This is a genomic window from Marinomonas communis (assembly GCF_004363305.1).
Taxonomy (GTDB): Bacteria; Pseudomonadota; Gammaproteobacteria; order Pseudomonadales; family Marinomonadaceae; genus Marinomonas; species Marinomonas communis.
Map to the genome: position 1 here is coordinate 837,874 of NZ_SNZA01000001.1, position 25,620 is coordinate 863,493.

The 25,620-nt window shown below is 43.3% G+C and carries 17 protein-coding genes, 2 pseudogenes and 1 riboswitch; of the genes and pseudogenes, 12 read left to right on the forward strand and 7 right to left on the reverse strand.

Features of this window, described 5'->3' with window-relative positions; all coding sequences use genetic code 11:
* Window positions 1–19: 19 nt before the first annotated feature.
* From C8D85_RS04030 to C8D85_RS04050, 5 genes are all read left to right on the forward strand, one after another.
* Window positions 20–493: a TRAP transporter small permease gene (locus C8D85_RS04030; RefSeq protein ID WP_133560063.1), complete on the forward strand. Its 474-nt coding sequence runs from the start codon at window positions 20–22 to the stop codon at window positions 491–493.
* A gap of 2 nt (window positions 494–495) precedes the next feature.
* Entirely contained in the window at window positions 496–1,764 is a 1,269-nt protein-coding gene (locus C8D85_RS04035) for a TRAP transporter large permease (protein ID WP_133560064.1), read from the forward strand.
* A 216-nt stretch (window positions 1,765–1,980) separates the two neighbouring features.
* Window positions 1,981–3,213, forward strand: a complete 1,233-nt coding sequence (locus C8D85_RS04040; RefSeq protein ID WP_133560065.1) for a porin — start codon at window positions 1,981–1,983, stop codon at window positions 3,211–3,213.
* Window positions 3,213–3,656 carry a hypothetical protein gene (locus C8D85_RS04045; protein ID WP_133560066.1) on the forward strand — a complete coding sequence of 148 codons (444 nt, stop codon included), beginning with the start codon at window positions 3,213–3,215 and terminating at the stop codon, window positions 3,654–3,656. The genes C8D85_RS04040 and C8D85_RS04045 overlap by 1 nt, the downstream gene beginning before the upstream one ends.
* A 26-nt stretch (window positions 3,657–3,682) precedes the next feature.
* Window positions 3,683–5,773: an EAL domain-containing protein gene (locus C8D85_RS04050; protein ID WP_133560067.1), complete on the forward strand. Its 2,091-nt coding sequence runs from the start codon at window positions 3,683–3,685 to the stop codon at window positions 5,771–5,773.
* Here C8D85_RS04050 and C8D85_RS04055 read toward each other — a convergent pair.
* Genes C8D85_RS04055 through C8D85_RS04075 form a run of 5 tightly spaced genes read right to left on the reverse strand, consistent with a single transcriptional unit; the run spans window position 5,759 to window position 10,685 of the window.
* Window positions 5,759–6,151 (reverse strand): nucleoside-diphosphate sugar epimerase/dehydratase, encoded by a 393-nt coding sequence (locus C8D85_RS04055; protein WP_133560068.1) that lies wholly within the window; start codon window positions 6,149–6,151, stop codon window positions 5,759–5,761. The two genes, C8D85_RS04050 and C8D85_RS04055, sit on opposite strands and share 15 nt — an antisense overlap.
* Window positions 6,152–6,166: 15 nt before the next feature.
* The gene (locus tag C8D85_RS04060) at window positions 6,167–6,931 is read right to left on the reverse strand and encodes an ABC transporter ATP-binding protein (RefSeq protein ID WP_211342119.1); all 765 of its coding nucleotides are present in this window, start codon (window positions 6,929–6,931) and stop codon (window positions 6,167–6,169) included.
* Entirely contained in the window at window positions 6,931–7,872 is a 942-nt protein-coding gene (locus tag C8D85_RS04065; RefSeq protein WP_133560795.1) for a FecCD family ABC transporter permease, read from the reverse strand. The genes C8D85_RS04060 and C8D85_RS04065 overlap by 1 nt, the downstream gene beginning before the upstream one ends.
* 40 nt (window positions 7,873–7,912) lie before the next feature.
* Window positions 7,913–8,797: a cobalamin-binding protein gene (locus C8D85_RS04070; RefSeq protein ID WP_133560069.1), complete on the reverse strand. Its 885-nt coding sequence runs from the start codon at window positions 8,795–8,797 to the stop codon at window positions 7,913–7,915.
* A gap of 16 nt (window positions 8,798–8,813) precedes the next feature.
* Window positions 8,814–10,685 carry a TonB-dependent receptor domain-containing protein gene (locus tag C8D85_RS04075; protein ID WP_133560070.1) on the reverse strand — a complete coding sequence of 624 codons (1,872 nt, stop codon included), beginning with the start codon at window positions 10,683–10,685 and terminating at the stop codon, window positions 8,814–8,816.
* An 11-nt stretch (window positions 10,686–10,696) separates the two neighbouring features.
* Window positions 10,697–10,905, reverse strand: a riboswitch (cobalamin riboswitch).
* A gap of 168 nt (window positions 10,906–11,073) precedes the next feature.
* On the opposite strand from C8D85_RS04075, the gene C8D85_RS04080 reads away from it, so the two are divergent.
* The 3 genes and pseudogenes from C8D85_RS04080 to C8D85_RS18275 form a co-directional block, all read left to right on the forward strand.
* Window positions 11,074–11,499 (forward strand): thermonuclease family protein, encoded by a 426-nt coding sequence (locus tag C8D85_RS04080; RefSeq protein WP_133560071.1) that lies wholly within the window; start codon window positions 11,074–11,076, stop codon window positions 11,497–11,499.
* Window positions 11,500–11,785: 286 nt separating this feature from the next.
* Window positions 11,786–12,460: pseudogene (locus tag C8D85_RS18270) on the forward strand (PAS domain-containing protein); the annotation flags it as partial.
* A gap of 102 nt (window positions 12,461–12,562) precedes the next feature.
* A pseudogene (locus C8D85_RS18275) lies at window positions 12,563–12,994 on the forward strand (methyl-accepting chemotaxis protein); the annotation flags it as partial.
* A gap of 89 nt (window positions 12,995–13,083) precedes the next feature.
* On the opposite strand, the gene katG reads toward C8D85_RS18275, so the two are convergent.
* A complete protein-coding gene (katG, locus tag C8D85_RS04090) occupies window positions 13,084–15,273 on the reverse strand; it encodes a catalase/peroxidase HPI (RefSeq protein WP_133560073.1) in 2,190 nt (729 codons plus the stop codon).
* A 358-nt stretch (window positions 15,274–15,631) separates the two neighbouring features.
* Between katG and C8D85_RS04095 the strand changes: the two genes are divergently transcribed.
* The gene (locus C8D85_RS04095) at window positions 15,632–16,042 is read left to right on the forward strand and encodes a hypothetical protein (RefSeq protein ID WP_133560074.1); all 411 of its coding nucleotides are present in this window, start codon (window positions 15,632–15,634) and stop codon (window positions 16,040–16,042) included.
* A 4-nt stretch (window positions 16,043–16,046) separates the two neighbouring features.
* Here the strand turns inward: C8D85_RS04095 and C8D85_RS04100 are convergent, their stop codons facing one another.
* Window positions 16,047–20,555 (reverse strand): PAS domain S-box protein, encoded by a 4,509-nt coding sequence (locus C8D85_RS04100; RefSeq protein ID WP_133560075.1) that lies wholly within the window; start codon window positions 20,553–20,555, stop codon window positions 16,047–16,049.
* 257 nt (window positions 20,556–20,812) lie between these two features.
* On the opposite strand from C8D85_RS04100, the gene C8D85_RS04105 reads away from it, so the two are divergent.
* The 3 genes from C8D85_RS04105 to C8D85_RS04115 all read left to right on the forward strand — a co-directional run bounded on the left by C8D85_RS04105 (window position 20,813) and on the right by C8D85_RS04115 (window position 25,611).
* On the forward strand, window positions 20,813–23,302 hold the full coding sequence (locus C8D85_RS04105) for a two-component system response regulator (protein ID WP_162847533.1): 2,490 nt from the start codon (window positions 20,813–20,815) through the stop codon (window positions 23,300–23,302).
* Between the two features lie 308 nt (window positions 23,303–23,610).
* A complete protein-coding gene (locus C8D85_RS04110; protein ID WP_133560077.1) occupies window positions 23,611–24,051 on the forward strand; it encodes a universal stress protein in 441 nt (146 codons plus the stop codon).
* A gap of 18 nt (window positions 24,052–24,069) precedes the next feature.
* On the forward strand, window positions 24,070–25,611 hold the full coding sequence (locus C8D85_RS04115; RefSeq protein ID WP_133560078.1) for an alanine/glycine:cation symporter family protein: 1,542 nt from the start codon (window positions 24,070–24,072) through the stop codon (window positions 25,609–25,611).
* Window positions 25,612–25,620: the final 9 nt, after the last annotated feature.

The window sequence follows — 25,620 nt, forward strand, 5'->3', positions numbered from 1 at the left end:
GTTATTCCCGGAATCGCCCATGATACTCCACTACAAACGCATGCTGGCTTTTTTAACAGGTACATCACTGTTTGTTATTTTCGCCGTGGTACTTGTCAGCAGCCTAAGTCGCTACTTACTAAACGCCCCCATTCAATGGAGCGAGGAAGTGGCCCGATACGCCATGATCTATGGCACCATGTTTGGTACGGTACTTTGTTATCTGCATGGCATTCATATCCGTTTTTCTTTTCTTGAAGACGCGGTAAAGCCTGCTGCAAAACGCTTCCTACAACTTATTTCAGATGTGGTGGCGCTCGTTTCTGGTGGCGTACTGACTTACTCTGGTTACATTTTCATGATGAAGCGCGGTGCTATCAATGCGCCGGCCATGGGCATCCAAATGTATTACTTCCAAGCTGCAATGGTTGTTGGTGGTGTCTTACTGGCTATTGCCGCACTACTTCGCATTGTCGAGTTCTTCACTAACAAACACCAAGAGGAAGGTAAGTAATTATGTTGGGCTTTGGTGTTTTATTGATTCTACTGGCAATAGGTAGCCCTATTGCATTTGCTATTCTATTGGCTGTGGTTGGCCACGTTTCAACGCTTCCGTTCAATATGAGCCTTGTGGCACAACGTGTATTTGCGGGGTTAGATTCGTTCTCTATCTTGGCCATTCCATTATTCGTTCTAGCGGGTGAGCTCATGAACGAGAGTGGTATTACCAGCCGCATTATTAATTTTGCTAACGCACTGGTCGGGCACATGCGAGCAGGTCTTGCGCAAGTGAACATTTGGGCATCGGTCATCTTTGCAGGGTTATCAGGCTCAGCGGTGGCAGACACTTCCGCACTTGGTCGAGTATTCATCCCGACCATGGAAAAAGAAGGCTACCCACGTTCTTTTGCTGCCGCACTGACGGCTGCCTCATCGGTGATTGGCCCGATGATCCCACCCAGCATTCCTGTGATCATTTATGCTTTGATCACTACTGGCGTATCGGTACCTGCACTGTTCTTAGCTGGTGTTGCGCCTGGTTTATTCCTAGCCTGTGGTTTGTCCATTTACGTTTATTTCTTTGCGGGCCACTACGCAGAACTAAAACCGAAGCAGACCATGAAAGAGCGTATGAAGGCATTCGTTCAAGCATGGATTCCGCTGTTTATGCCGATCTTCATTGTTGGGTCGATCTTAACGGGTATCGTGACGCCGACTGAAGCAGCAGCTTTTGCCGCGGCCTATGCATTGATCGCGGGTATGTTCATTCTTCGTACTTTGAAAATTGTCGACCTACCAGCGATCTTCATCCGTGCGATGCGTGACTCTTCCGTTGTTCTTATCATCATGGCAGTCATCGCTGCAGCAAACTGGCTACTAACATTCTCTCGAGTGCCTCAAACAGTGTCTGAGTTGGTGCTTGACTCCGTATCCAGCCCTTGGATGTTCTTGATCCTAGTGAACGTGATTCTATTGGTGATTGGTTTGTTCCTAGAAGGTATCGCTGCAATGCTAATCCTTCTACCAATTCTTCACCCAATCGCGATGACATTAGGCATCGATCCAGTTCACTTTGGTATCGTCGTCATCTTTAACTTGATGATCGGTCTGGTGACACCACCAATGGGTATCTGTTTATTCGTCTCCAACTCCATTGCCAACGTTGGTATCGCTGCGATTTCGAGACAAATCATGCCGATGTTCTTAGTCGAGCTAGCAGTACTACTCTTGATAACGTTTGTACCAAGTACGGTAACCTTCTTACCTAGGCTATTCGGGTATTGATTACCATCTTTAAGGGGGCAACAATGCCCCCTTTTTTGCATGGCTTACTTAACTTCACAACACATCTAAACTTGCCTTTCAGCCTCTTCATATTTGTAAACACTCTCCTAAAATTTTTAACAAAAAGGTACAGCAAAAATTACATATCCGGCCTACCTTTAGATATAACATAAGCAAAAGCTTTTATAATATTTCTATCGTTATTAAGGATATCCAATGAAGCATCGGCTTTGTTCGATCTATGGGTCGATTATTGCGTTAAGTACAGGAATGATGTATTCGAAAATAGCCTTGGCTGATGATAGGGTTCAAGTCTCTGGCTTTACTCGTATCGTAGCTGGTTACTTAAATACAGATGATGCTGAATTTCGAGGATATAAAGACGATATTCAATTCTCACCAAACTCCCTTTTGGGGTTACAAGTAAACGCTCAAGCAAATGAACATATTTCTCTCACTGCGCAAGGAATACTGCGTGCCGATAGTGATAAAGACTCCGGTCTAGAATGGTTCTACGCGACTTTACAGCCTGAAGATAATCTATCTTTTAAAGTAGGCAAGTTAAGAACACCATTTTTTATGCACAGTGATGTATTAGATGTTGGCTATGCATATCATTGGATTAGCCCTCCTCCGCAAATGTACAATGCATTTCTATTTCCAACATTTGAAGGTGTAAATGCAACTTACGGCCATTTCGGTGAACATTATGATGTATCTTTTGAAGCTTATTTAGGACAACATTCAGGGGATATTGATCTTAATAATACTCGTACCCAATACGATGTAGAAGTATTAGGTGGTTTTATCACTGAGGTCAAACGAGAAAACTTAACGTTTAGAGCTTCGATCCACCAAGGGGACGTTGACGTCTCTCTGCCTCAACTAGAATCGTTAGCCGCTGCTTTAAAGAACTATTCTATGTTCAATAAAACAGTTGATGCTCTCTCATCTCAAAGCCAAATCGATGTCATGCAATTCGGCGTTCGGTATGACAACTTAAATTATTTCACTGCTGCAGAATGGGTGAAAATCAAACCAAATCAAAAAACATTTTTACCCGAGATTGATACCTATTATCTCACTGGGGGTTATGTATTTGATCCTGTAACCGTTCACGTGACTTATGCAAAAAGCAAACTTCGCTATAGTGATTTTCCATCAGAGGTCAGTGATACTTTAACTAATCTCCCTACCTCAAGCCCACTTTACCCAGGGTTATCGCAAGCCGCATATGGCTTGAGCACTATTGAGAACTCAAGAAGTAGTGACAGTTTAAATTCATGGACTATAGGCGCTAGATGGGATGTGAAACCAAGGCTAGCTCTAAAAGCTGACATTACGTTCTTACATGGAAATGATGGTGAAACAGCGATGTTTGAGTCCATTAAAGATGGATTTGATCGAGAGTCACAACTTTATCAAGTAGCAATGGAGTGGGTATTCTGATGAACGTATTTATCCTCTCACATCGACAACTAAGAATTATTGCCCTAGCAGTTTTCATGCTGATTACCACTATTCCTCATAGCTATGCTGAAGCTTCTCTATACATTATCACCAACCAAAATTCTGATATTTCAGAGTTGAGTAGCAACGAAGTACGGCAAATTTATATGGGAGGTACATTGAGTAGAAAACTAAATGCGATTTCTCTCCCTGTAGATAGCTCTATTCGCAAGAATTTCAATGTCAGCATAATAGGCCTGACCGAAAACCGAATTCAATCCTATTGGGCTCAACTGTTCTTTACAGGAAGAAGTTCTAGACCGAAGGAATTAAAAACTGTTAATGAAGTTGTAGATTACATATCTAGTGAAGTAAATGTTGTCGCTTACGTACCTGCGAATGTTGAATTACCTAGTAATGTAGTTGTTTTATTTCAACGCTAGAATTACTAGCTAACAAGGATCTTTCTTTGAAGTTAAGTATACGCTTCAAATTATTAACAATTGGTATCGTTTCAGTTATCAGCTCTGCTTTAAGTGTGCTTTCAGTGTCATTGAATGAGCATCAGACTCTCTATGCAAATTCTGTAAAAGAAAGTTTAGTTGCGCTAACAGAGAATACTGCTGATGATATCCTGTTAATAATGTCTGATAACAATGACTCTTTTTTATTAAGGAGCGCTCTGCTGCGCTTCGAACGATATGAGCATATTGAGTATGCTATTTTATACGATCAAAACTGGAATCAAATAGAAATCTACTTGAAACCAAGTCTCATTAACAAATTTGAAAAAGAACTAATAACTATACCTTCAAAGGCACCGAAAAATTTGCCTTTAGGCGTTTCTGTCCTAGAAAATAGCTTTTACGCATTACAAGAGATTGGTGAAAATAAGTTTCTTCAAGGCTATTTACTTGTTACTCATGAATACTCAAATCCTATCGAAAAAAGCCAAAAAGAGCTGTTAAAATTAACACTCCCCTTAATTTTTATTATCTTAGCTGTGGCAATAAGCGCCACACTCTTTACTATCAGACAGCAACTTTTTCCGCTACTCAAGCTCACTGTTTTTACCAGACACATAAGCCGCTCTAAAAACTATAGCAAACGTTTCACTGTTAAAGGGTCCGATGAAGTGAGCACACTGGCGAGTTCGATCAACACGTTACTCGAAGTCATCAATCATGAGATTAAAGAAAACCAAGAAAAAAACAATCAACTAACTGAGCAAAAAGAAGCGATGTATAGGCTAGCCAATTACGACCAATTGACTGGTTTGCCTAATAGAAGACACGTAATGACATTGCTTCATGAATTATTACAGAAGCATAGCGCATTAGATCAACTTGTCGCATTGCTGTACTTCGATATCGATTATTTCAAAAGCATCAATGACCGTATGGGGCATGAGGTAGGAGATAAACTGCTTGTTGAAGTTGGTAGAACCGTTACCAAATTATTAGAAAAAGACCAGATACTCGCTCGTCTTGCTGGAGATGAGTTTCTGATCATCATTCCAAATCCTCCGAGCAAACAAGTGCTTTTTAACATTACCGAAAAACTCACTACAGCTTTCAACACACCACTAGTGATTGAAAAATGGAGCATTCAGACTGGTATTAGTATTGGTGTCTCTGATACCCATGACGCAGGCTATAAAGTAAATGATTTAATCAGCTATGCAGACATCGCTATGTACCATTCAAAAAACTTCAAGAAAGGTACTGCAACATTTTTCAATTCACAAATGCTGATAGAAAGTCAGCGCCACACTCTAATAGTCAATGGTATCATTGATGCCGTTCGAGACAATGAGTTTCAGCTTTATTATCAACCTAAGATTTCTAATCAAGGAATTGTTGAAGGGCTTGAAGCATTAATTAGATGGGAAAGTAAAACCCTAGGCAGTTTGTCACCTAGCGAATTTATTCCTATCGCAGAAACATCAGGAAAAATTTCAGATATTACGAAGTGGGTAATTGATCAAGTTCTGGATGACCTACCAAGATTGCTTGAATACAGCAACAAAAACATCGTCATCTCATTCAATATTTCTTCTTATGATTTGATCAGTGGCTGGTTAGAGGATTACATCAGGCAATTAATCTCCGTTCACCCTAATGCTCTACAACATTTGCAGTTTGAAATCACTGAATCAAGCTATCTTAATGACTTCGACCAAGCTAACCGGCTATTTTCAATGGTGCAAGAAGCAGGCGGTTCTGTCGCCCTAGATGACTTCGGTACTGGTTTCTCATCTTTAAGTTATCTTAGCCGGATAGACATTGATACGATCAAAGTCGACAGAGCCTTCATAGACAATTTCATCAATGATTACCGAGAAAAAGCTGTTCTCAATTCAATACTAGAACTCTCAGACCAGCTGGGACTTAACATTTGTTGTGAAGGAGTTGAGAACATCGAACAAGCCAAATATCTTATCGTAAAGAAATGCCACCTTATGCAAGGCTTTTACTTCTCTGCTCCCACCCCAATTGAGGAGCTGTCGATCGCAGTAGACCAAGCGCAGCAGCGTTATCAAGCTCTAGGACTTTTCTAAAGAGGTGAGGACTTGATAGACCCAGTCCTCAACAAGTGCTCCGTATGCCATAACTTCTTGCTTTACCCCTAAGCCGCTTAACTCTTCTCGAATCGAATCAGGCACCATTTCAACACCTTCAAAATCGATGATTAGCTTCACCTCATGACGTATGATAAGCGCTGCCATATCGCTAGGATAACGCACTGTGGCACCAAGTAGTTCTGTTCGATTGGTCCAAGGTTCATCGTCAATAAATGCAATGATAGTCACCTTTTGGGTCTCTAATAATTTCTGAGCTAACTGATAACTAGGAGTATCTATGCCGACGATGATGACATTAATGGGAGATTGACGAGTTCTAAGGAACGTTTTTTTAAGCCATTTTGGCCACATCATTGGTTCTCCCAAGCATTATACGGATGGTAAAAAAACCAGCTGGTCATTGATCTTTCCTTGCGCTAATCGTTGTTGATACAGAGGTTCTAAGTTTTCAACCGTCAGCAACTGTTCAGTCTTGCCCATTAAAGCGGGACGATCAGGGTAAAGCAACATCACATGTGAGCACCATTTGGTCGCTAAATTCACATCATGAAGAGTCATCACCACCAATTTATTCTGCAACGCTTGCTGGGATAGCATCTTCATCACCGCGACTTGATGGTGGAGGTCCAAGTGGTTACTTGGCTCATCTACGAGCCATACCTTTGGAGCTTGAAACAACAAGGCAGCAATTGCAGTACGCTGGCGCTCCCCACCTGATAATTGGCTTAACGGTCGAGAAGCAAGTGCTTCCAGCTCTAATTGCTTTAAGGCAAGAGTTGCAAGAGCAATGTCTTCTTCAGAGTCCTTATGCCAGCTCGAGGTATTATGGGGAAACCTACCGAGCAGAACCGTTTCAAGTACCGTTGCCGGAAATCCATCTTGATGTTCTTGAAACAACACCCCCATATTTTGAGCGATGAACAAACGCTGACAATCAAGCAGATTTTGGCCATTAAGCAGTATCTCGCCCGAACGTTTATTACGCAGGTTTGCAAGGGTGTGCAGTAGTGTGGTCTTCCCTACCCCGTTTGGCCCCAATATCCCCCAAATCTCGCCTGGATTCATAACAAAAGACAATGGAGGCTGGTTTCGATTAGGTAAATCAAGTGCCAATAACTCAGCAGACAACATCATTACATACGACCTTTACGCAATAAAAAGAGGAATGTTGGTACACCGAGTAAAGCCGTCATAACCCCCACTGGTAATTGTTCAGGAGCAATTACTGTACGCGCTATGGTATCAGCAAATGTTACTAAACAGCCCCCTGCCAGCGCCGCCGCAGGTAAAATCACACGCTGATCATTTCCTAGTATCAAGCGCATCATATGCGGCACAACCAGACCCACAAAACCGACACTGCCCGCTGTCGTAACAGCAACGGCGGTCATCAAGCTTGCCAACACAAATACTAAACGTTCGACCAAAGTAACATTCACACCTAAGGCTGCAGCTTGCAATGGCCCACGGGATAGAACATTCAGAGATTTAGCAAACGGCATTATTACGCCCATTGCGGCTAATAACGTGACCCAAGCCAGCCACGGTGTATGAGCATAGGACAAATCCCCCATTAGCCAAAACAACATACCCGGTATTTTTTGCGGCGGCGCTACTGCCAACATCAATGTAATGCACGCACCCCAGCCAGCGGCAATAACAACACCGGTTAAAAGCAGTCTGATAGGCGTCGTTTGCCCTGTTCGTTGAGACAAGCCGAATACCAATAACGTCGAAATGACCGCTCCGATAAAAGCGGCTCCGGACAAGAGTACGCCACTTAACCCCAGCAGTATCGCACCGAGCACCATAACAGACGCCCCACCGGAGATACCAAGAACATAGGGGTCAGCTAATGGATTACGTAATAAAATTTGCATTAATGCTCCCGCGAGGGACAACAAAGCACCTGTAGCAAACGCTGCCATAACTCTTGGCACTCGAAGCTCCCAAATCAGCGTTTGCGCTAGGTAAGTGCCTTCTGATTGCAATGCTAACGCCACCTCGGAAACAGTTAAGGCAACACTTCCTTGAGAGAGAGAAAACACTACGACCACAATGGCAAGCAAAAGCATCAGGAGCAATATGGAGTTATGAGACAGTTTGATGTTCAAATTAACCTCGTCGCGATCTAGCCAAATCGAGCTTTTCACATAATATCTTTGCACCCTCTAATAGTCGGGGTGTAGGACGCTGGAGTAATGATGGGGGGACAAAAAAGAGATTATCTTGTTTGGTTGCCATTAATTCTGGAAAAGCACGCCACCCTTCAAGCCAATGAGCGTTTCGTTCACCCATGCCTCCTGCTACGATAACCTCAGGGTTTTCGATTAGCACTGCTTCTTTATTTAAACGCGGGATCAAGCGCGGCGATTTAGAAAACACATTAATGCCACCACATAATTCAACAACCTGATTAATATAATGCTGACCATTCATGGTCATCAGAGGTTCATCCCAAACTTGGTAGAATGTACGGATTTTTGGTTTTTGAGAATACTGTGTTTTAAGGTCAGAAATTCCCTTTAGAAAAGCGCTCGCCGCCACATCACCAGAGGCTTCTGTACCCGCTAATTGCGCAATGTCTCTAATGTCTTGTGCAATGCTCGAAAATGAATGGGGTTCAACGTAGAACACTCTCATTCCCAACCGCAATAATGTCGAAATTTGCTCGCTGGGGTTACCGGTTCCCCATGCTAGGATCAGATCAGGTTTCAGGGCCAGTAAGCGTTCAAGATCCAAGCGACTGGGACTGCCCACTGACTCTATTTCTTGTGCCGCTGGAGGATAATCACTGAACGACACCACTGTGACTACCTTGCTACCAGCACCCGCAGCAAATGCCAATTCCGTTGCCCCCGGTGACAACGCTGCAATACGCGTCACAGGGGCATTCGAGCAAACCTCACGCTCTCTATCATCTATTACACAACTCCCCCAAACGGAGCTGACATAGAAAAACAAAACAGTAAAAATAAACGCGGAGGTCGCTTTAAACATGAATTACATCCTTTCCTTAAAATGCGGAATACTGAACTGAAAGGAAAATACCTCGTCCGGGATTACGGTATCCGTCAGCGGTTTGATAACTTTTATCCAAAGCATTTTTCACTTGAACACTCGCTTTCCAATGCTCGGCTAGATCGTATTGGGCACGCAAGTGCAACAGGCCAAAGCCTGGCAAGACGGTACTATTAGCGGCATCATCATAGCGTTGACCGTAACCAACCAACGTCGCCCCGAGCAAACCTTTTTCAAAGTGACGATCCAACTCAATGCGCGCGCTCTGCTTTGCTCGTCTTGCAAGCTGTTTACCATACTCACTGCCCGAACTGCGATTTTCTGTTTCCATAAAAGTCGCAGAGGCAGCAAGTGACCATTGCTCGACTGTTACTCCTGATGAAAGCTCAAGTCCTTGTGCTCGGGCTGCATCAATGTTGCCAACCGTTGGATAGGTCCATGAAATCAAATCCTGATAATCGGCTTGATAAATTGCTGCATCCCAATACATGTTCGCAAAGTCCGCACGGATACCCGCTTCTATTGTCTGGGACGTTTCTGGGCGGATCTCATTGGTTAGGGTATACCCCCAATTTTCCGCATTCATTGAATTAAAAGTCGGAGCTGTGAATGAAGAACGCCCACTCAAACGAAGCGTATAGTGATCCTCCAATTGATAGCCTAAGGCAACACCACCCGTCGTCTGCGTGTCATACTCGCTGTAATGATCGGCCCTAACATTTAGCTGTACACTCGCTTGACCAAATTGCGATAGGCTTTGAGCAAAAATGCTATTGCTCTGTCGGTCTTTAGAATAAGACCCTTCAAAGTCATCTTCAATACGCTCGGCCCCTACAACAAACTCATGATTATCAAGCCAAACTGTATTACTCCAGCGTAGTGCCTGAGACCGACTGTTATAAAACGTGCCCGTTGCATTACCGTCACTGTCTAGTACGTCGTATTCATCACGAGCTTCCCGTAGCTGAAGTTCCGATTGCCAAGACTCGCTTACATCAATGCCAGCTGTCAGCGCCATAACTTGGTTCATATAGTCGTTGGAGCGTAAATTACCATAGGACTCATAATCAGACTCACCTGCTGCCCGCATGACGAGCATTTTAATATATGCATCGTTATCAAACTCGTAGCCAAAACGCGCCATAAAGTGGTCATTCGTGTAAGGCATACTTTTGTTTTCTGACTTCACAGGCGTACCGTCAGTTCGAAAAGTCCCCGCAGAGATAACATAGCTTGCACTCCCCTCCTGACCGGATACCGAAGTGTCAACTTGTCTAGTACCAAACGAGCCTGCGCCAACCGAAACATCTGCCGCCGTTTCTGCATTGCCTTCAGGTAAAAAAACTTGAATCACACCACCTGAAGCACTTGATCCATATAATGAAGATTTTGGACCCCGGACAATTTCTACACGCTCAACCTGACTAATGGGAATGTATTGCCAAGAAGGGGTTCCGAGGGAATGGGATTGGATAGGCACACCATCGATAAGCAGTTTCGTGCCGGTGCTGTTAGCACCACGTGTTAGTACACTCGTACTTTTACCATAGCCACCATTGCTAACAATATCGATACCTGGTTGGCCAGCCAACACCTCGGATAATTCTTGGGGCTGCTGAGCCTGTAATGTCTTTTTATCAATAACGGTAACAGACGTCAGTGATTTAGCCGTAGTCTGCTCAGTTGTCGTTGCCGTCACAACCAGCTGACTTAACGTATTTAGTTCGGTTGAGCTGTCACTTTGAGCGATAGAGCTGGATTGATGCGCAAGAAGTCCCAACGCAATGAAGGTCTTCGGTAAGGAAATAGTTGTGTTCATAATGTCTTCTATGTAGAGATCGAGCACGCCCGCACGATCGTTCATCATTCGCCAACTACATTGGCGCCTCACCATAGGCAGGTCTCCGGACTTATAAAGTGGACTATCCAGCTTGATCGCCTTCCCATGTAAACACAGTGGCCTAATGAACAAGCATTGCTTTAATTACCGTTGCGGGGGCAGTGCTGAATTTGCATCAGCTTCCCTTTTAATTCAGGGGCTTAGTCTCTACAACTAAGCTCCTGTCACCTATAGCGGCGCGTACTCTAACACATGCCCAATGTGGAATGAATGAAAGCCACTCAAGGCCAAATTAGTAAATTAAGTCACCTAATGATTTATTGCTTCCACAGACGTTGTAGAGCATTATTATTTTTACTTATAGATGGAACGAATCATCACAAGGCCGTGAGTAAGTTTGTCATTTGAGGCTTTTATGTTTCGCTATCTTTCTTTCAGTCTTGCTCTTCTTGCCACTACACCCGTTTTTGCACAGATCAATGCGACCGTAGATAACATCAACTCGGTATACGATGCTGATACGTTTCGCGTGGATATCGCTGGTTGGCCAGACATTGTCGGAAAAAATATTCCCGTTCGTGTCAATGGTGTCGATGCCGCTGAGATCCGTGGAAAGTGCTTAAGCGAAAAGGAACAAGCGAAAGCGGCTCGAGATTACACCAAGGCATTTTTGCAAAGCGGCAGCACCATCGAGCTGCGAAATATTCAGAGGGGCAAGTACTTTCGTCTACTTGCGGATGTATATGTGGACGGGGCCTCCCTATCAGAAGCGCTCATCGCTTCAGGCCATGCCAGAAGCTATCACGGTGGAACGCGTGAAGGCTGGTGTGCTTTAAACTGACTTGAAAATCCACATTAATATCAAGCAAAGTGTAACTTTATGTATTTAAAATACTTGTCAGTAACAAAAAGTATTACTTAAATAAACAATAGTGTTACAAATAGTTTTCTTCAATTGTAAAAGCAATGCACCAATTTTATGGTTGTCCGCCACGACACCTGTTCCCCTCAATCGATATGAGGATCGATAAATGTTATTCCAGAACAAGAAGTTGCAATCAAAGATTGCAGAGATGGAGAAAGAATTAGCGATTTTTCACAGCATCCAAAAGGATTTGGTTGAGGAAATGTTGTACTTTTCAGTGGATCGACAAGGTGTATTTGTCGATGCGAACCCTGCGTTTTTAGAGTCTTGTGGTTATAGCCTAAATGAATTAAGCCAGTTAAACGACCACATTTCAGACAAAGCAAAAAGTAGCGCTCACACAAAAAATATGTTTGATGCAATGAAAGATGGGAAGCATTGGCACGGTGCAATGCAATTTACATCAAAGAACGGCGATGAACGTTGGTACCGAGTCATCATGCAGCCAGTACCAGGTATTGGTGGACGTAACCTAAATGCCTACTGCGCTGAGCTCACTCGCACTATCTCACAATCTAGGCAGCAACAGGACATGTTAATGGCTCTAGATAGATCTCAAGCGGTCATCGAATTCAGCCTTGATGGTATTATTCTTGAAGCAAATGACAATTTTTTAAAAGGCATGGGCTATCAGAAAAGTCAGATTTTAGGGAAACATCACAGGATCTTCTGTGACCCCGCTGAAGTCGAGTCAGATGACTACCAGAAATTTTGGCAAAAACTCGCAACTGGGAAATTCTTCTCTGGACGCTTTAAGCGCATTGACAGTCATGGTAATGAGGTTTGGTTAGAGGCGACTTATAATCCAATTCACGATGAGCATGGTGACTTATATAAAGTAGCCAAATTCGCCTCTGTGGTAACGGATCAAGTCAATCGAGAAAACGCTATATCTGAAGCATCCGAAGTAGCCTATAACGTTTCTCAAAGAACTGATGAGCATGCAGCTAAGGGCATTCAGGTTATTAACGACACCATCAAAACCATGCAAGAGCTCTCTTCACGTATGGGAAATGCAAGTGATGGTATTACCGAACTCGACTCTCAATCGCTAAAAGTATCAGAACTTGTTGAAAGTATTCGAGGCATTGCAGACCAAACCAACTTACTGGCCTTAAATGCTGCGATTGAGGCTGCTCGTGCAGGGGAACAAGGTCGTGGATTTGCTGTGGTTGCCGATGAAGTAAGGCAGCTGGCATCTCGGACCAGCGCTGCAACAGAGCAGATCATCGAGGTCGTGACTGAAAACAAAAAGCTTACTGAGCAAGCGGTGAGCTTAATAAAAGGCAGCTTAGTAAAAGTGGAAGAAGCCCACAAACTATCCAGTGATGCCGGAGTTGTGATCAATGATATTCAAGTAGGCGCCCAAGAGGTCGTCAACGCCGTCAATCACTTCAAGCGCAGCCTTTAATAAACTCACTTTGAAATCAAAACAGCCCCTAGTGAAGTCGATTCACTAGGGGCTGTTGTATTAAGGTGTAAAACTTAACTCTCTAGCTTTTACGCTAGATCAAAGCGATCTGCATTCATCACTTTAACCCAAGCATTTATGAAGTCTTTTACAAACTTCTCTTGGTTGTCATCTTGCGCGTAAAACTCAGCGTACGATCTCAAGACAGAGTTTGAACCGAATACCAAATCGACTCGAGATGCCGTCCACTTCACGTCACCTGTAATGCGGTCACAAATATCATAGCTATTACGGCCAGTAGGCTTCCAAGTATTGCCCATGTCAGTTAGGTTAACAAAGAAGTCGTTGGTTAGTAGGCCCTCTCGATCTGTAAATACGCCCGCTTTACTGCCACCGTAGTTGGCCCCAAGCACTCGCATACCTGCTACCAACACCGTCATTTCTGGTGCTGTAAGTCCCATCAACTGAGCTCGATCCAACAACATTTCTTCAGGCTGAACTTTGTAATGGCCTTTTTGCCAGTTTCTAAAGCCATCATGTACTGGCTCAAGTACCGCAAAAGAATCCACATCTGTTTGCTCATCCGTTGCGTCACCACGACCTGGTGCAAAAGGCACAGTAACGTTTACACCTGCGTCTTGCGCTGCTTTTTCAACTGCCGCGCTGCCAGCCAATACAATTAAGTCTGCCAAACTTACTGGTTTGTCTAACTGAGCCTGAATTGACTCTAAAACACTAAGCACTTTAGTTAGACGCTCAGGTTCATTGCCTTGCCAATCTTTTTGTGGTGCTAAACGAATACGCGCTCCGTTAGCACCACCTCGGTAATCTGAACCACGGAAGGTACGAGCACTGTCCCAAGCTGTTGCAACAAGCTCCGCAGTTGTTAGTCCAGACGCTAGAATCTTAGATTTAATTTGATTAATCTCAGCTTCACTTAGATCATAATCCACACTCGGAACAGGGTCCTGCCAAATCAAATCTTCCTGCGGCACATCCGCGCCCAAGTAACGACTTTTTGGCCCCATATCACGGTGTGTTAGTTTGAACCAGGCTCTTGCAAACACGTCAGAGAAGTAGGCTGGATCTTTATAGAAACGCTCCGAGATTTTACGGTACTCAGGGTCCATTTTCATTGCCATATCTGCATCGGTCATGATCGGCATACAACGGATACTTGAGTCTTCGACATCAACAGGCTTATCTTCTTCTTTGATGTCGATTGGCTCCCATTGCCAAGCACCTGCTGGGCTTTTCTTCAGTTCCCACTCGTGATTCAACAGCATTTCGAAGTAACCGTTGTCCCATTGTGTCGGGTTAGTCGTCCAAGCACCTTCAATACCGCTAGTTACCGTATCTCGACCAATACCTCGAGAAGTTTTGTTGTTCCACCCTAAGCCCTGCTCTTCAATCTCTGCAGCTTCAGGTTCAGCCCCAAGTTTCGATGCATCGCCATTACCATGAGTTTTGCCCACTGTATGGCCACCTGCGGTTAGTGCAACAGTCTCTTCATCGTTCATTGCCATGCGAGAAAAGGTTACTCGAAGATCTTGAGCCGTTTTTAGTGGGTCGGGATTACCATCAACACCTTCTGGGTTAACATAAATTAAACCCATCATCACGGCTGCCAGCGGGTTTTCAAGATCACGCTCACCAGAATAACGACTGTTTTCATTGTCAGACGTCGCTAACCATTCTTTTTCCGATCCCCAGTAAACATCTTTTTCAGGATGCCAAATGTCTTCACGTCCACCAGCGAAGCCAAATGTCTTAAGACCCATTGATTCATATGCCATGTTACCAGCAAGAATCATCAAATCCGCCCAAGACAACTTGTTGCCATATTTACGCTTTATCGGCCACAGCAAACGACGAGCTTTATCAAGGTTTGCGTTGTCAGGCCAACTGTTCAATGGAGCAAAACGCTGATTACCTGTATTAGAACCGCCGCGACCATCGGCTTCACGGTAACTACCTGCTGAGTGCCACGCCATTCGGATCATTAAACCGCCGTAGTGTCCCCAGTCAGCAGGCCACCACGACTGACTATCAGTCATAAGGTTTTTTAAATCCTGCTTTACCGCTTCTAGATCAAGCTTTTTAAATTCTTCGGCGTAATTAAATTCACGACCAAATGGGTCTGTTTTCACATCGTGCTGATGCAAGATGTCTAAATTAAGTGACTTTGGCCACCAGGCCATAACGGAATCACCTGATTCGGTATGACTTCCGTGCATAACTGGACATTTGTTTTCTGTTGAATTGTTATTCTGGCTCACAACTAGTCTCCTACTTTTTTGAGGCTTCGCTTTTGAAACACTTCACCTGTAAACATAGATGAATTTCAAATCACTGCTACTTGGGTACAACATGTTCCTTACAAAGAACTATGTTTTGACATATCCATAGAATAATGGGAGCTATTGAATAGTTGAAATATTCATATTAAATACCTTCGATAGGTTTTTTATATGGAAATATAATTTATATCTACCAACATTGATTTGAGTATTTCTGAATTTGTTACGAGACTTGCGCGTAACACTTACAATATCACCTTGAAAAAAAGCAGAAAGCCCACACAAATAGCGCTAGAATAAGAATTCATTCAATACAGCCACTCAACTTAAGTTTCCGATGAACGAGCTGCCAAACCAAATCAAGAATTTATCTTACTGCCTTACCATTCTTCCTGTTTCTAGTCGATGTGTAGAAAACTTTGCACGCCGCCACGACTTACGGCAAGTTATTGAAAAGTTAAATAAGGCATTAAAAAAACACCGTAGTTCAGGCTACGACATTGAGGGTAAGAAACTACCAATTGAAAATGCCTTGCTCACTATTTTGGACCGTCTGAACACGTTAAAGCTAAATCAAGCCGACACGCAAAAACAGTGCACTCTTCTGACACCACTTGAGAAGAACGCTCTACTCGATTTAACACAACAAATCATCGATAAAATGGACGAGCGTGAGAGCAAAGCACAAGCTGTTCTGGAAGCCATGTCGAAAACAGGCATCACTCTTGACGATCTAATGAACGACTAACTCGCTACGCTTCTCTACGAGAAGCCATATACTTGTCTAACCATTGAAGCGCCTCTTGAAATGATAACTTATCAATAAGAGGTTTCATGCCTTCTAAATTTTGGTCCGACTTAAGGTCATTCAGCTGAACCAGTTCATCATATAACTTGAGAGCTTTCATATTTGAGTGCTCCAACAACTCTTTTAACTCTGCTAACGCTTCGTCAGTTAACGCATTACGGTTTTTGCTACCCTCAGCAACTGTCGATACATTTTTTTCTTTTAGGTATAGCTCAATCGCAACAATGGAATGCTCGTAGTAGCTCTGCATTTTTTTTACTAAGGTATAATAGTTTTCAATCTCGCCATTCTTGAGCTGAAGTTCTAACTCTTTCAAAACACTCGCTAATTTATCTGCACCGACCGTGGCACTCGCGCCTTTAAAGGTATGAGCTAATATCGCCATACTCTTTATGTTTGTCTCATCTAGCTCAGAGACAAAGCCACCCATCAGTTCAACAGAGTCGCCAAGATACGCCTCAAGAGCAGCCTGAAAAATAGTCTGATTGCCACCTAATCTCGCTAAAGCCAATTGTGGTACAAAAAACTCATCTCCATCCGACATATCCACGGGATAAGAATGATGTTCGTTGGATTCAACACAATCGCTATTGAGCTGTGGTGCCTCAAATTGCCCGTAGATATACTTAAGAATAGTCCGCACCAAATCAGCACTATTGAATGGCTTACTAACGTGATCATTCATCCCCACATCCAGCGCCTCTCGTCGGTCTGATGCCATGGCATTTGCTGTCATAGCAACAATCGGTAAAGTGTCAGCGTCATACCGTTTCCTAAGCTGACGAGTCGCTTCATAACCATCCATGATTGGCATCTGGATATCCATTAACACCAGCGCATAAGGAACTTCTGACTGCTCTACCGCAGTGATAGCTTCTCGCCCGTTTGCCACTACATCTACCATGGCACCTTCAGCCTCAAGGATCTCACGAGCAACAAGTTGATTGATGCTATTGTCTTCTACTAGTAACAGTCTGTAACCATGCAATCGAGTCATATTCGACGAAAAGTTAATGCTACCCTTGACTCTTAAAAGACTATGCTCAGCGATACGGTCTACCAGTACAGAGGCTGAGAGCGGTTTCTGTATGATGTCATCTACAATTTTTTCACCATCATAATGACCCTGAACTTCTGCATCTTTACCATAAGCTGTGACCACAAACATTTTACCCGAGAAAAACTCCGATCCCAGCTGTCGAATCTTGACGATGGTTTCCCATCCACTCATTTTGGGCATGCTCCAATCCATAAGGATTAGATCAAAATGATGTCCTTGCTCAGCATGATGTCTAATAAGGTTTATCGCGTCTTCACCATTTGAGGCAGTTTCGGCATGCCAAGTTAAGCCTTCAACAATATGCCGACACGCTTCTAACGCCTCTGGTAAATCATCAACAATCAGTACATTGAGTTGCTGGCTTTCTGGCGTAAACACATTTTCGTCAAAACTTGATTTGTAAGGAATCACCGCAGAAAAAGTTGAGCCGGCTCCCTCTTCACTTACAAATGAAAACTGTCCTCCCATGAGATCAATTAGCTTTTGCGTAATGATCAACCCAAGGCCTGTGCCACCAAACTCTCTCACAGTCGAAGCTTCTGCCTGACCAAAAGCTTCGAGTATTTTTTCTTGTTTATTTTTAGGAATACCTATACCGGTATCAATGATATCTATCTGTAATGCACTGTCCGTCCGAGCAGAAAATTTAATTTGCACCATACCCTGATGAGTAAACTTAATTGCATTGCCAGCAAGATTGATAATGATTTGCTGTAATCGGAAAGAGTCTAGAGTAATAAAAGATGGCAACTTAGGGTCAACATCAATAATCAACTCTATTGGTTTATCACCTAGGTTTGCATTCAACACCGTCGCTACATTCTCAGCTAAATCATGAAGGCTAAATGGATGGGGGTCGATCTCAAGCTTCCCTGCTTCGACTTTGGAAAAGTCCAAAATATCATTCAATATATTAAGCAACGAGCGAGCAGCCCCATCAGACTTTGCCACGTAATCGAGCTGTTTTTCATCTAAGCTAGTCTTTCCAAGTAACTCAAGTAACCCAATAATTGCATTCATCGGCGTGCGAATTTCATGACTCATATTCGCCACAAATTCGGACTTTGTTTTGTTCGCTTGATCAGATGCGTCCTTGGCATCTTTTAAGGCTTGCTCATAACGAACTTGTTCACTGATGTCTTTGTTAATGCCCACAAGCTTTATGGCATTATTCAATGGATTATGTTCGATGGTCGCCGATGCTTGTATGGTTTTACGCTTACCCGAGGCGGCAATCACATCAAAACTTATATCCGAGCCTCCTTTTCCTTCTGCAAAGCGTTCGAAATGCTTATTAGCCCTTTCTCGGTCTTCTTCCGCCACCATATCAATCCACGCTTGCGCATCAATTGAATCATCAGGTGACATATCATATACCTCGAACATTTTCTCATTCCATGTAATTGCACCAGATCCTGGATCCCAACTCCAAATACCAATATCTGCAATATCTGATGCGATGGAGAGCTGCTCCTTTAATGCCTCCAATCGATTCCGATTCGATACTAGCTCGGAAATATCCGTTGCCATCCCTAAAAAGCCGATGAGATTTTCTTTATCGTCGTAAATGCCTGTGACGGAAAGGTAGACAGAAATAAACTTGCCACTCTTTGAGACATAGGTCCATTCATGTTCATTTTTCAAACCCTTAAGGGTTTTTGCAACAAAGACCTGAAATCCAGGATCAATTGACTCTTCAAGCTCCTCCGAAAACAGTTTTGCTCGACCTACAACCTCAGACTCTAAATGAAATACTTTTGGCGTTAGTTTTCCGACTAGCTCATCTTGCTTGTATTCCAACATGCTTTCTGCTGCCGGGTTAAAAAGTGTGATGACCCCTTCAAGGTCAGTAGCGATCACAGCGTGGGCAGCATTATCTAAAATAGCCGACTGCATTGAATAAGTACGTTTCAGCTCCTCAGTACGTTCCTGTATCTGCTGCTCCAGCATATGATTGAACTCTTCCAATTGATGCTCTAGTTGTTTCTGTTCAGAGATATCACGAACGATTTTGGAGACGCCGACGACATTTTCATGCTCATCTCTAATCGGTGACGCTGAGATGGATACCAAAAGCACTTGTCCTGATTTCGTTTGGCGCTGTGTCTCAAATAACTTCACTTGCTTGCCTAGCAATAAGTCCTGTCTTATCTTGTCTTCCTCCTCCTTAGTGGATTCGGTTAGGAATACATTGTGGGTGTACTCTCCTAATACTTCTTCTTTTGTAAAGCCAAACATCTTTGTTGCACTGGGGTTCCAATCCGTAATTCGGCCTTCCATTGACACACCAATAATCGCGTCTTGACTGCCTTCAACAATGGCATTGATTTGAGCCTTTTCTAACGCTAATTCATTCTGACTTCTTACACTGGCACGATAAATCACAAAGAAAACAGAAAAGACCCCCATGCCCACTAAGAACATTATAAATGAGTAGAGAGTATTGAATAATGCTTCGTTATTTATGGACGAAAGGGGCTTTAGTAAGCGAATGGTAATGCTGTTTTTGCCTTCAACTAAAGGGATGACTTCGGATGCATAAAGTCCCTCTAGGTTGCCATCAGTTTGATACAGGGTTGCGGTCGTTACTTTATCATTGCGCTGATGGATCGAAGCGTCCCAAACACTCCCCCCCTCCCCAAATTCGAAGGCAAAGGCATTTTGCTTGTCAGGGTGCATAACAAATGCACCAGTGTCATTTGTTATGTATAGAAGAGTATCGGGATCCGTTGCATTTAGGAGACGTTGAAACATTTTCTCTACTGCAACATTAACCATAATAAAACCGAACAATTGACCGCTGTCTGAGTAGACTTGTATCGCAAACCTGATGGTCGGGGTGTGAGGGATCTGGATCACACCTTGCTCCCTATTGAGAGTAATGTCCGAGATATATAGTCCGCTAAAAGTGGGCGATGTGATTTCTTTGTAATAATCCCGAGAGCCTTTGGACTGTAATCCAGTCTCAGCGACTTTCATAATGCCTGATTCAGACTTATCAACTCGGACAAGCTCTTTACCGTTATTTTCTATGCCAATGTAACGAATCTGATAGGCACTCTCATGTGCCGAAACATAACTTTTAAATATTTCACCTAAGCGCGATTTCCAAGTTTCAAGCGGGCTCTGGTCAAAAGGGTCAACACCACCGTTATCAGTCGCCCTAATGATCCCTTGAATAGGTGGGACCGAAAGCATAAATCGTAAGTCACTGGCTAATTCATCTATTTCAGTGAGCAGAATCTGTCTTTGTTCGATTAAGTCTTCTTCCATTTCTAGAGAGTGGTTTGAAAGCAAGCGTTGATGTTGTACCCAATAAAGGAAATACGAGCTTGCAACGAAAAAGCCCGCAACCAACAGTCCAATAACACCCCAACGAATGGCGCTCTTCATCCATGTATACCTTTCATAATTAAAAAGTTCATTTGGAGATTACAAGGTAGATAAATCTACAAAATCGACTACAAGTTAAAGAAATATAGCAAAGAATATGAAACTTTAACGTTACATTTACAGTGTGAAATTTGTCGAAGCACTGAAAGCATGACAGGAAGTTTTGTCATTAACATTTCTCATACCAATATTTGGGGCATTTTCAGTCTATAATGATTGTTATTACGCCATGTTTTTATCGCTTCAAGGAAGGCTGTATGTTCAGTACCACCCACCAAATACCATCCATCTTAATCGTAGATGACTCAACAGCCATTCTAAAATTGCTACATGAGGCTACCAAGGACATGGGGGAGGTTTTTTTTGCGACGAATGGCTCTGACGCAATATTGATTGCTCAAGATAAAAAACCAGATTTGGTACTACTTGACATTGAAATGCCCGATATGAATGGCTACGAGGTGTTTAAGAAGATCAAAACAATTCCTGGCCTAGAAGAAGTGCCAATCCTGTTTGTAACAGGTCATGACGATCAAGGTCATGAGCTAAAAACTCTAGAGCTAGGCGGTGTCGACTATATTCAAAAGCCCATTAATATTTCAATTACTCGTGCAAGGGTAAAAAATCAACTCACACTAATTGAACAAAAAGCCCGCATCCAGAAGCATGCTCATGAAATGGCGCTACTGGTCAATTCATTGCCCGCTTTTGTGGCGTATTGGGATGCTCAGGATAACAATATTTTTTGTAATGATGCCGTAGGGCAATGGTTTGGCATACCAGCCGAGAACATGATCGGGAAACATGCCTCTGAGATACTCCCTCCCATAGCCTGGGAAAAAGTAAAAAATCTAATACACCTAGCCCCCAACGGAGAAGAACAGTCTGTAGATATCACCTGCCGCGTAGGCGATGTTAAGCGTTTTGGTCAAGTAAAAATCGTACCTCACACTGAAGGTACTCTTGAAAATGGCTATTTAATGCTGATCAATGACATTACCAGCCGCAAACAGGCAGAGCAGACATTAATCGATGAAAAGGAACGCATTCGCATCACCCTAAACTCAATTGGTGATGCCGTCATTGCCACGGATACCGATGGTAATGTGACTTTTTTAAATCCTATTGCGGAAAATATGACTGGCTGGTGTTTAGGCAAAGCCATCGGTGAGCCCATTGAAAATGTTATGCCCCTAGTTGACGCTGACTCTGGTGAAGCGATGCGCAACCCGATCCGCGTGGCATTAGAAGAAGAGCGTATAGTCGGCATGGCACTTAACTGTGCCCTCGGTAAGTCAATGAAATCGGCCATTGCAGTGGAAGACTCTGCCGCTCCAATCCGTAACCATGATGGGCAAATTACGGGAGCAATTATTGTTTTCCATGATGTTAGTGAAGCTCGCGCCATGGCAATCAAAATGACGCATTTGGCACAACATGATTCCCTTACTAATTTACCAAACCGTTTGCTACTTCGAGATCGGGCCCTGCAATCTATTAAGCAGCATGCTACTTCAAACCAAAAATTGGCTATGGTCATGGTGGATCTTGATGACTTTAAGTCTGTTAATGAGCTAGTTGGTCATGATGTAGGTGATATGGTCTTGCAACAAGTAGCCTATGAACTACAAAAAGAGCTCAAGCTAGAAGGTAACTTATTCAGACCTGGTGGAGACGAATTTTTAATCTTACTTTCAAACCTCTCGAGCAGTATCCAAGTCACTAGGTTTATTCAAAAGCTCATGGCTATCTTTCAATCTAAATGGGAGGCAAGAGGTCAGCACTTCAAAATTACGATCAGTGTTGGCGTATCAGTTTACCCTGAAGATAGCCGAGATTTAGATGAGCTTTACCGACACTCTGAAGCAGCCCTATTTTCTGCAAAGGATTCAGGTAAAAACCAATATAAGTTTTATAACCAGGGGCTTGAGAAAAAACTACAATTAAAACAGGAACTTGAGTCCTCTCTGAAAACAACTTCGGGAAGGAAAAGCTTTGAAATTTACTATCAGCCCAAAGTCAATGTGCACTCAAAAAATATGATCGGGGTTGAAGCATTGGTACGTTGGCGCAATGCCTCTGGAGAGTTAATACCACCTGGCGAATTTATTTCTCTGTCCGAAGAATCAGGACTCATCATCCCATTGGGAGAGTATGTTTTAACTGAGGCATGCCGACAAGCCGTTGCTTGGAAAGAATCAGGACATGAATTGATCTTAGCGGTCAATGTTTCCATTATTCAGTTCGAAGACAGCAAGTTCTTGTCAATGCTAAAACGAGTACTTGAAGACAGTAAAATTTCGCCTCATATGTTAGAACTAGAGCTAACGGAGAGCGTCCTTGCTAAAGACATAGAGTATGCTCGTAAGCTTATTGAAGAAATCAGATTACTGGGCGTCAAAATAGCTCTAGATGATTTTGGCACCGGTTACTCCAGCCTATCCTACATCAATGGTTTCCCGTTGGACGTATTAAAAATAGATCAAAGCTTTGTACGAAACATGCTACGAAGCAAAACTGACCAAACGATTATCGCCGCCATTATTCAAATGGCTAATGGTTTGAACTTAAAGCTTGTCGCAGAAGGGGTAGAAACTCAAGAGCACGCGGATGAACTTGAAAAAATGGGCTGTGAGATCATGCAAGGCTATTTCTTTAGCCGACCAGTGACAGCAGACACCATTACTAGCACATTAGAAGAGTCAAAATCGATCTTTAAAGATATGCTGTCTTCTATCGAGCCTTAGCCAATAACTGATTGAGTTAGAGGCTTTTTCCCTGAAGAGGAGCTAACAACAACGTTAGCTCCTCTTTTTTTGGTTGATAGTAATCAACCGACTCTTACACCATCCTCGATATAAAAATGAGCCTCCAATCAAAAGTCACTTCGACTACTTTTTGAGCAAAGTGCAGTTTTTTATTTTGGATACATTCTTAATACCTGCAGGAATACAACACTTTTTTTGAAAAAAAGGTAACTTCGACAAAAAAATTATGCTAACTTTGCGCACCTTATTTCCACATTTCTTACTAACTACAAAATAAGGAACCCCCTATGACAGCGACTTACGTTGTTGGTGTTGACGGCAGTGATGCGAGCCATCGCGCTTTAGCTTTCGCCAAACGCCAAGCATCTCTCGTGGGTGATGACTGTTCTTTGTTACTGGTATGTGTGGTGGAGTGGTCTCCCTACAAATTCCAGACGCATGAAGAAAATGCTCGTCGAACCAAACAAAAACAAGAAGAAATCAAGATCGCCACAGAACGTGTGATCGAACCTCTTCTTCAAGAACTTAAGGCTGAAGGCATCAAAGCTGAAGGCAAGGTAGTTCACGGTAAAGCAGCCGCTGTTTTAAACAATGCAGCAGTGGAAGCTAACGCAGAACAAATTTTTGTTGCCCGTTCTGCCGATCATGGATTGAGCGCACGTGTATTTGGCAGTGTAACTGCTCAGCTTGTAATGAGCGCCAATGTCCCTGTGACTGTTGTTAGCTAAAAAAGGTTTTCCCCCAACATGTTTAAGAATTACATCCAAGCAGCAGTCGTTGCACTGCTTACTTTTGGCAGTTCTATGCTGTTTGCAAGTGAAGGTCTAGACGAAGCAGTAAACGCTATCTTTGCTTCCTCTACTGGCTGGTTCGTTAGCCTAATTTTTGCCCCAATCCCTGGTACGTCTTTCCCATGGATCGTTCTATGGTTGGTAGTGGGCGCAAGTGTTTTCACACTTTATTTCGGTTTTGTTCAATTCCGATCTATTGGCCATTCTATCTCCCTCGTTAAAGGTGACTACTCAAACCCAAATGACGCGGGTGAAGTTAGCCATTTCCAAGCTTTAACCACTGCTCTATCTGGTACGGTTGGTCTTGGTAACATCGCGGGTGTTGCTGTAGCGATCGGTATTGGTGGCCCAGGTGCAATCTTCTGGATGATCCTAGCAGGTCTTCTAGGTATGGCATCTAAGTTCACCGAATGTACCCTTGCAGTGAAATACCGTAATGAATACAAAGATGGCAGCGTATCTGGTGGTCCGATGTACTACATCACCAAAGGTTTCGCTGAACGCGGTATCCCTGGTGGTAAGATCCTAGCAGTACTGTTCGCAGTATTCTGTATCCTAGGTGCTCTAGGCGGCGGTAACATGTTCCAAGCCAACCAAGCACACGCTCAACTTTCTGGCGTATTTGGTGACTACCCAGGTTGGGTAACAGGCTTAATCTTCGCGGGCATCGTTTTCGCAGTAATCGTTGGTGGTATCAAATCTATTGCTAACGTTACTGAAAAAGTCGTTCCTTTCATGGCGATTCTTTACGTTGGTACTGCGATCATCATCCTTGCAATGAATGCTGACAAAATTGGTTGGGCTTTTGGTCAAATCTTTGAAGGCGCATTCACAGGTCTAGGTGTTGCTGGCGGTATGGTTGGTGCATTGATTCAAGGCTTTAAACGTGCCGCGTTCTCTAACGAGGCGGGGGTGGGTTCTGCTGCGATTGCCCACTCTGCGGTACAAACAAAAGAGCCTATCACTGAAGGTTTTGTCTCTCTTCTTGAGCCATTTATCGATACAGTCGTAATTTGTACTATGACTGCTCTAGTGATCATCATCACTGGCCAGCTTATGTTCGATGCACAACAAGGTGTCTACCTGCTAGGTGACAGCGGCCATATTCAGACGATTGGTGACACATCAGGTGTTGCACTGACATCAGCAGCATTTGGCTCGGCTGTAGGTTGGTTCCCATACCTATTGGTGATTGCTGTTGTATTGTTCGCTTTCTCAACCATGTTGAGCTGGTCTTACTACGGCCTTAAGGCTTGGACTTACTTGTTTGGTGAAGGCAAGAACACTGAGCTAGCATTCAAACTGATCTTCTGTGTCTTTGTTGTCATTGGCGCAGCAGCTAACTTAGGACCTGTTATCGACTTCTCTGACGCAGCGATCTTCGCTATGGCTGTTGTGAACATCATCGGTCTGTACTTCTTGATGCCGATTGTTAAGCGTGAACTTACGTCTTACAACGCTCGCCTTAAAAGCGGTGAGATTAAGAAAACTAAGTAATTCATAGTT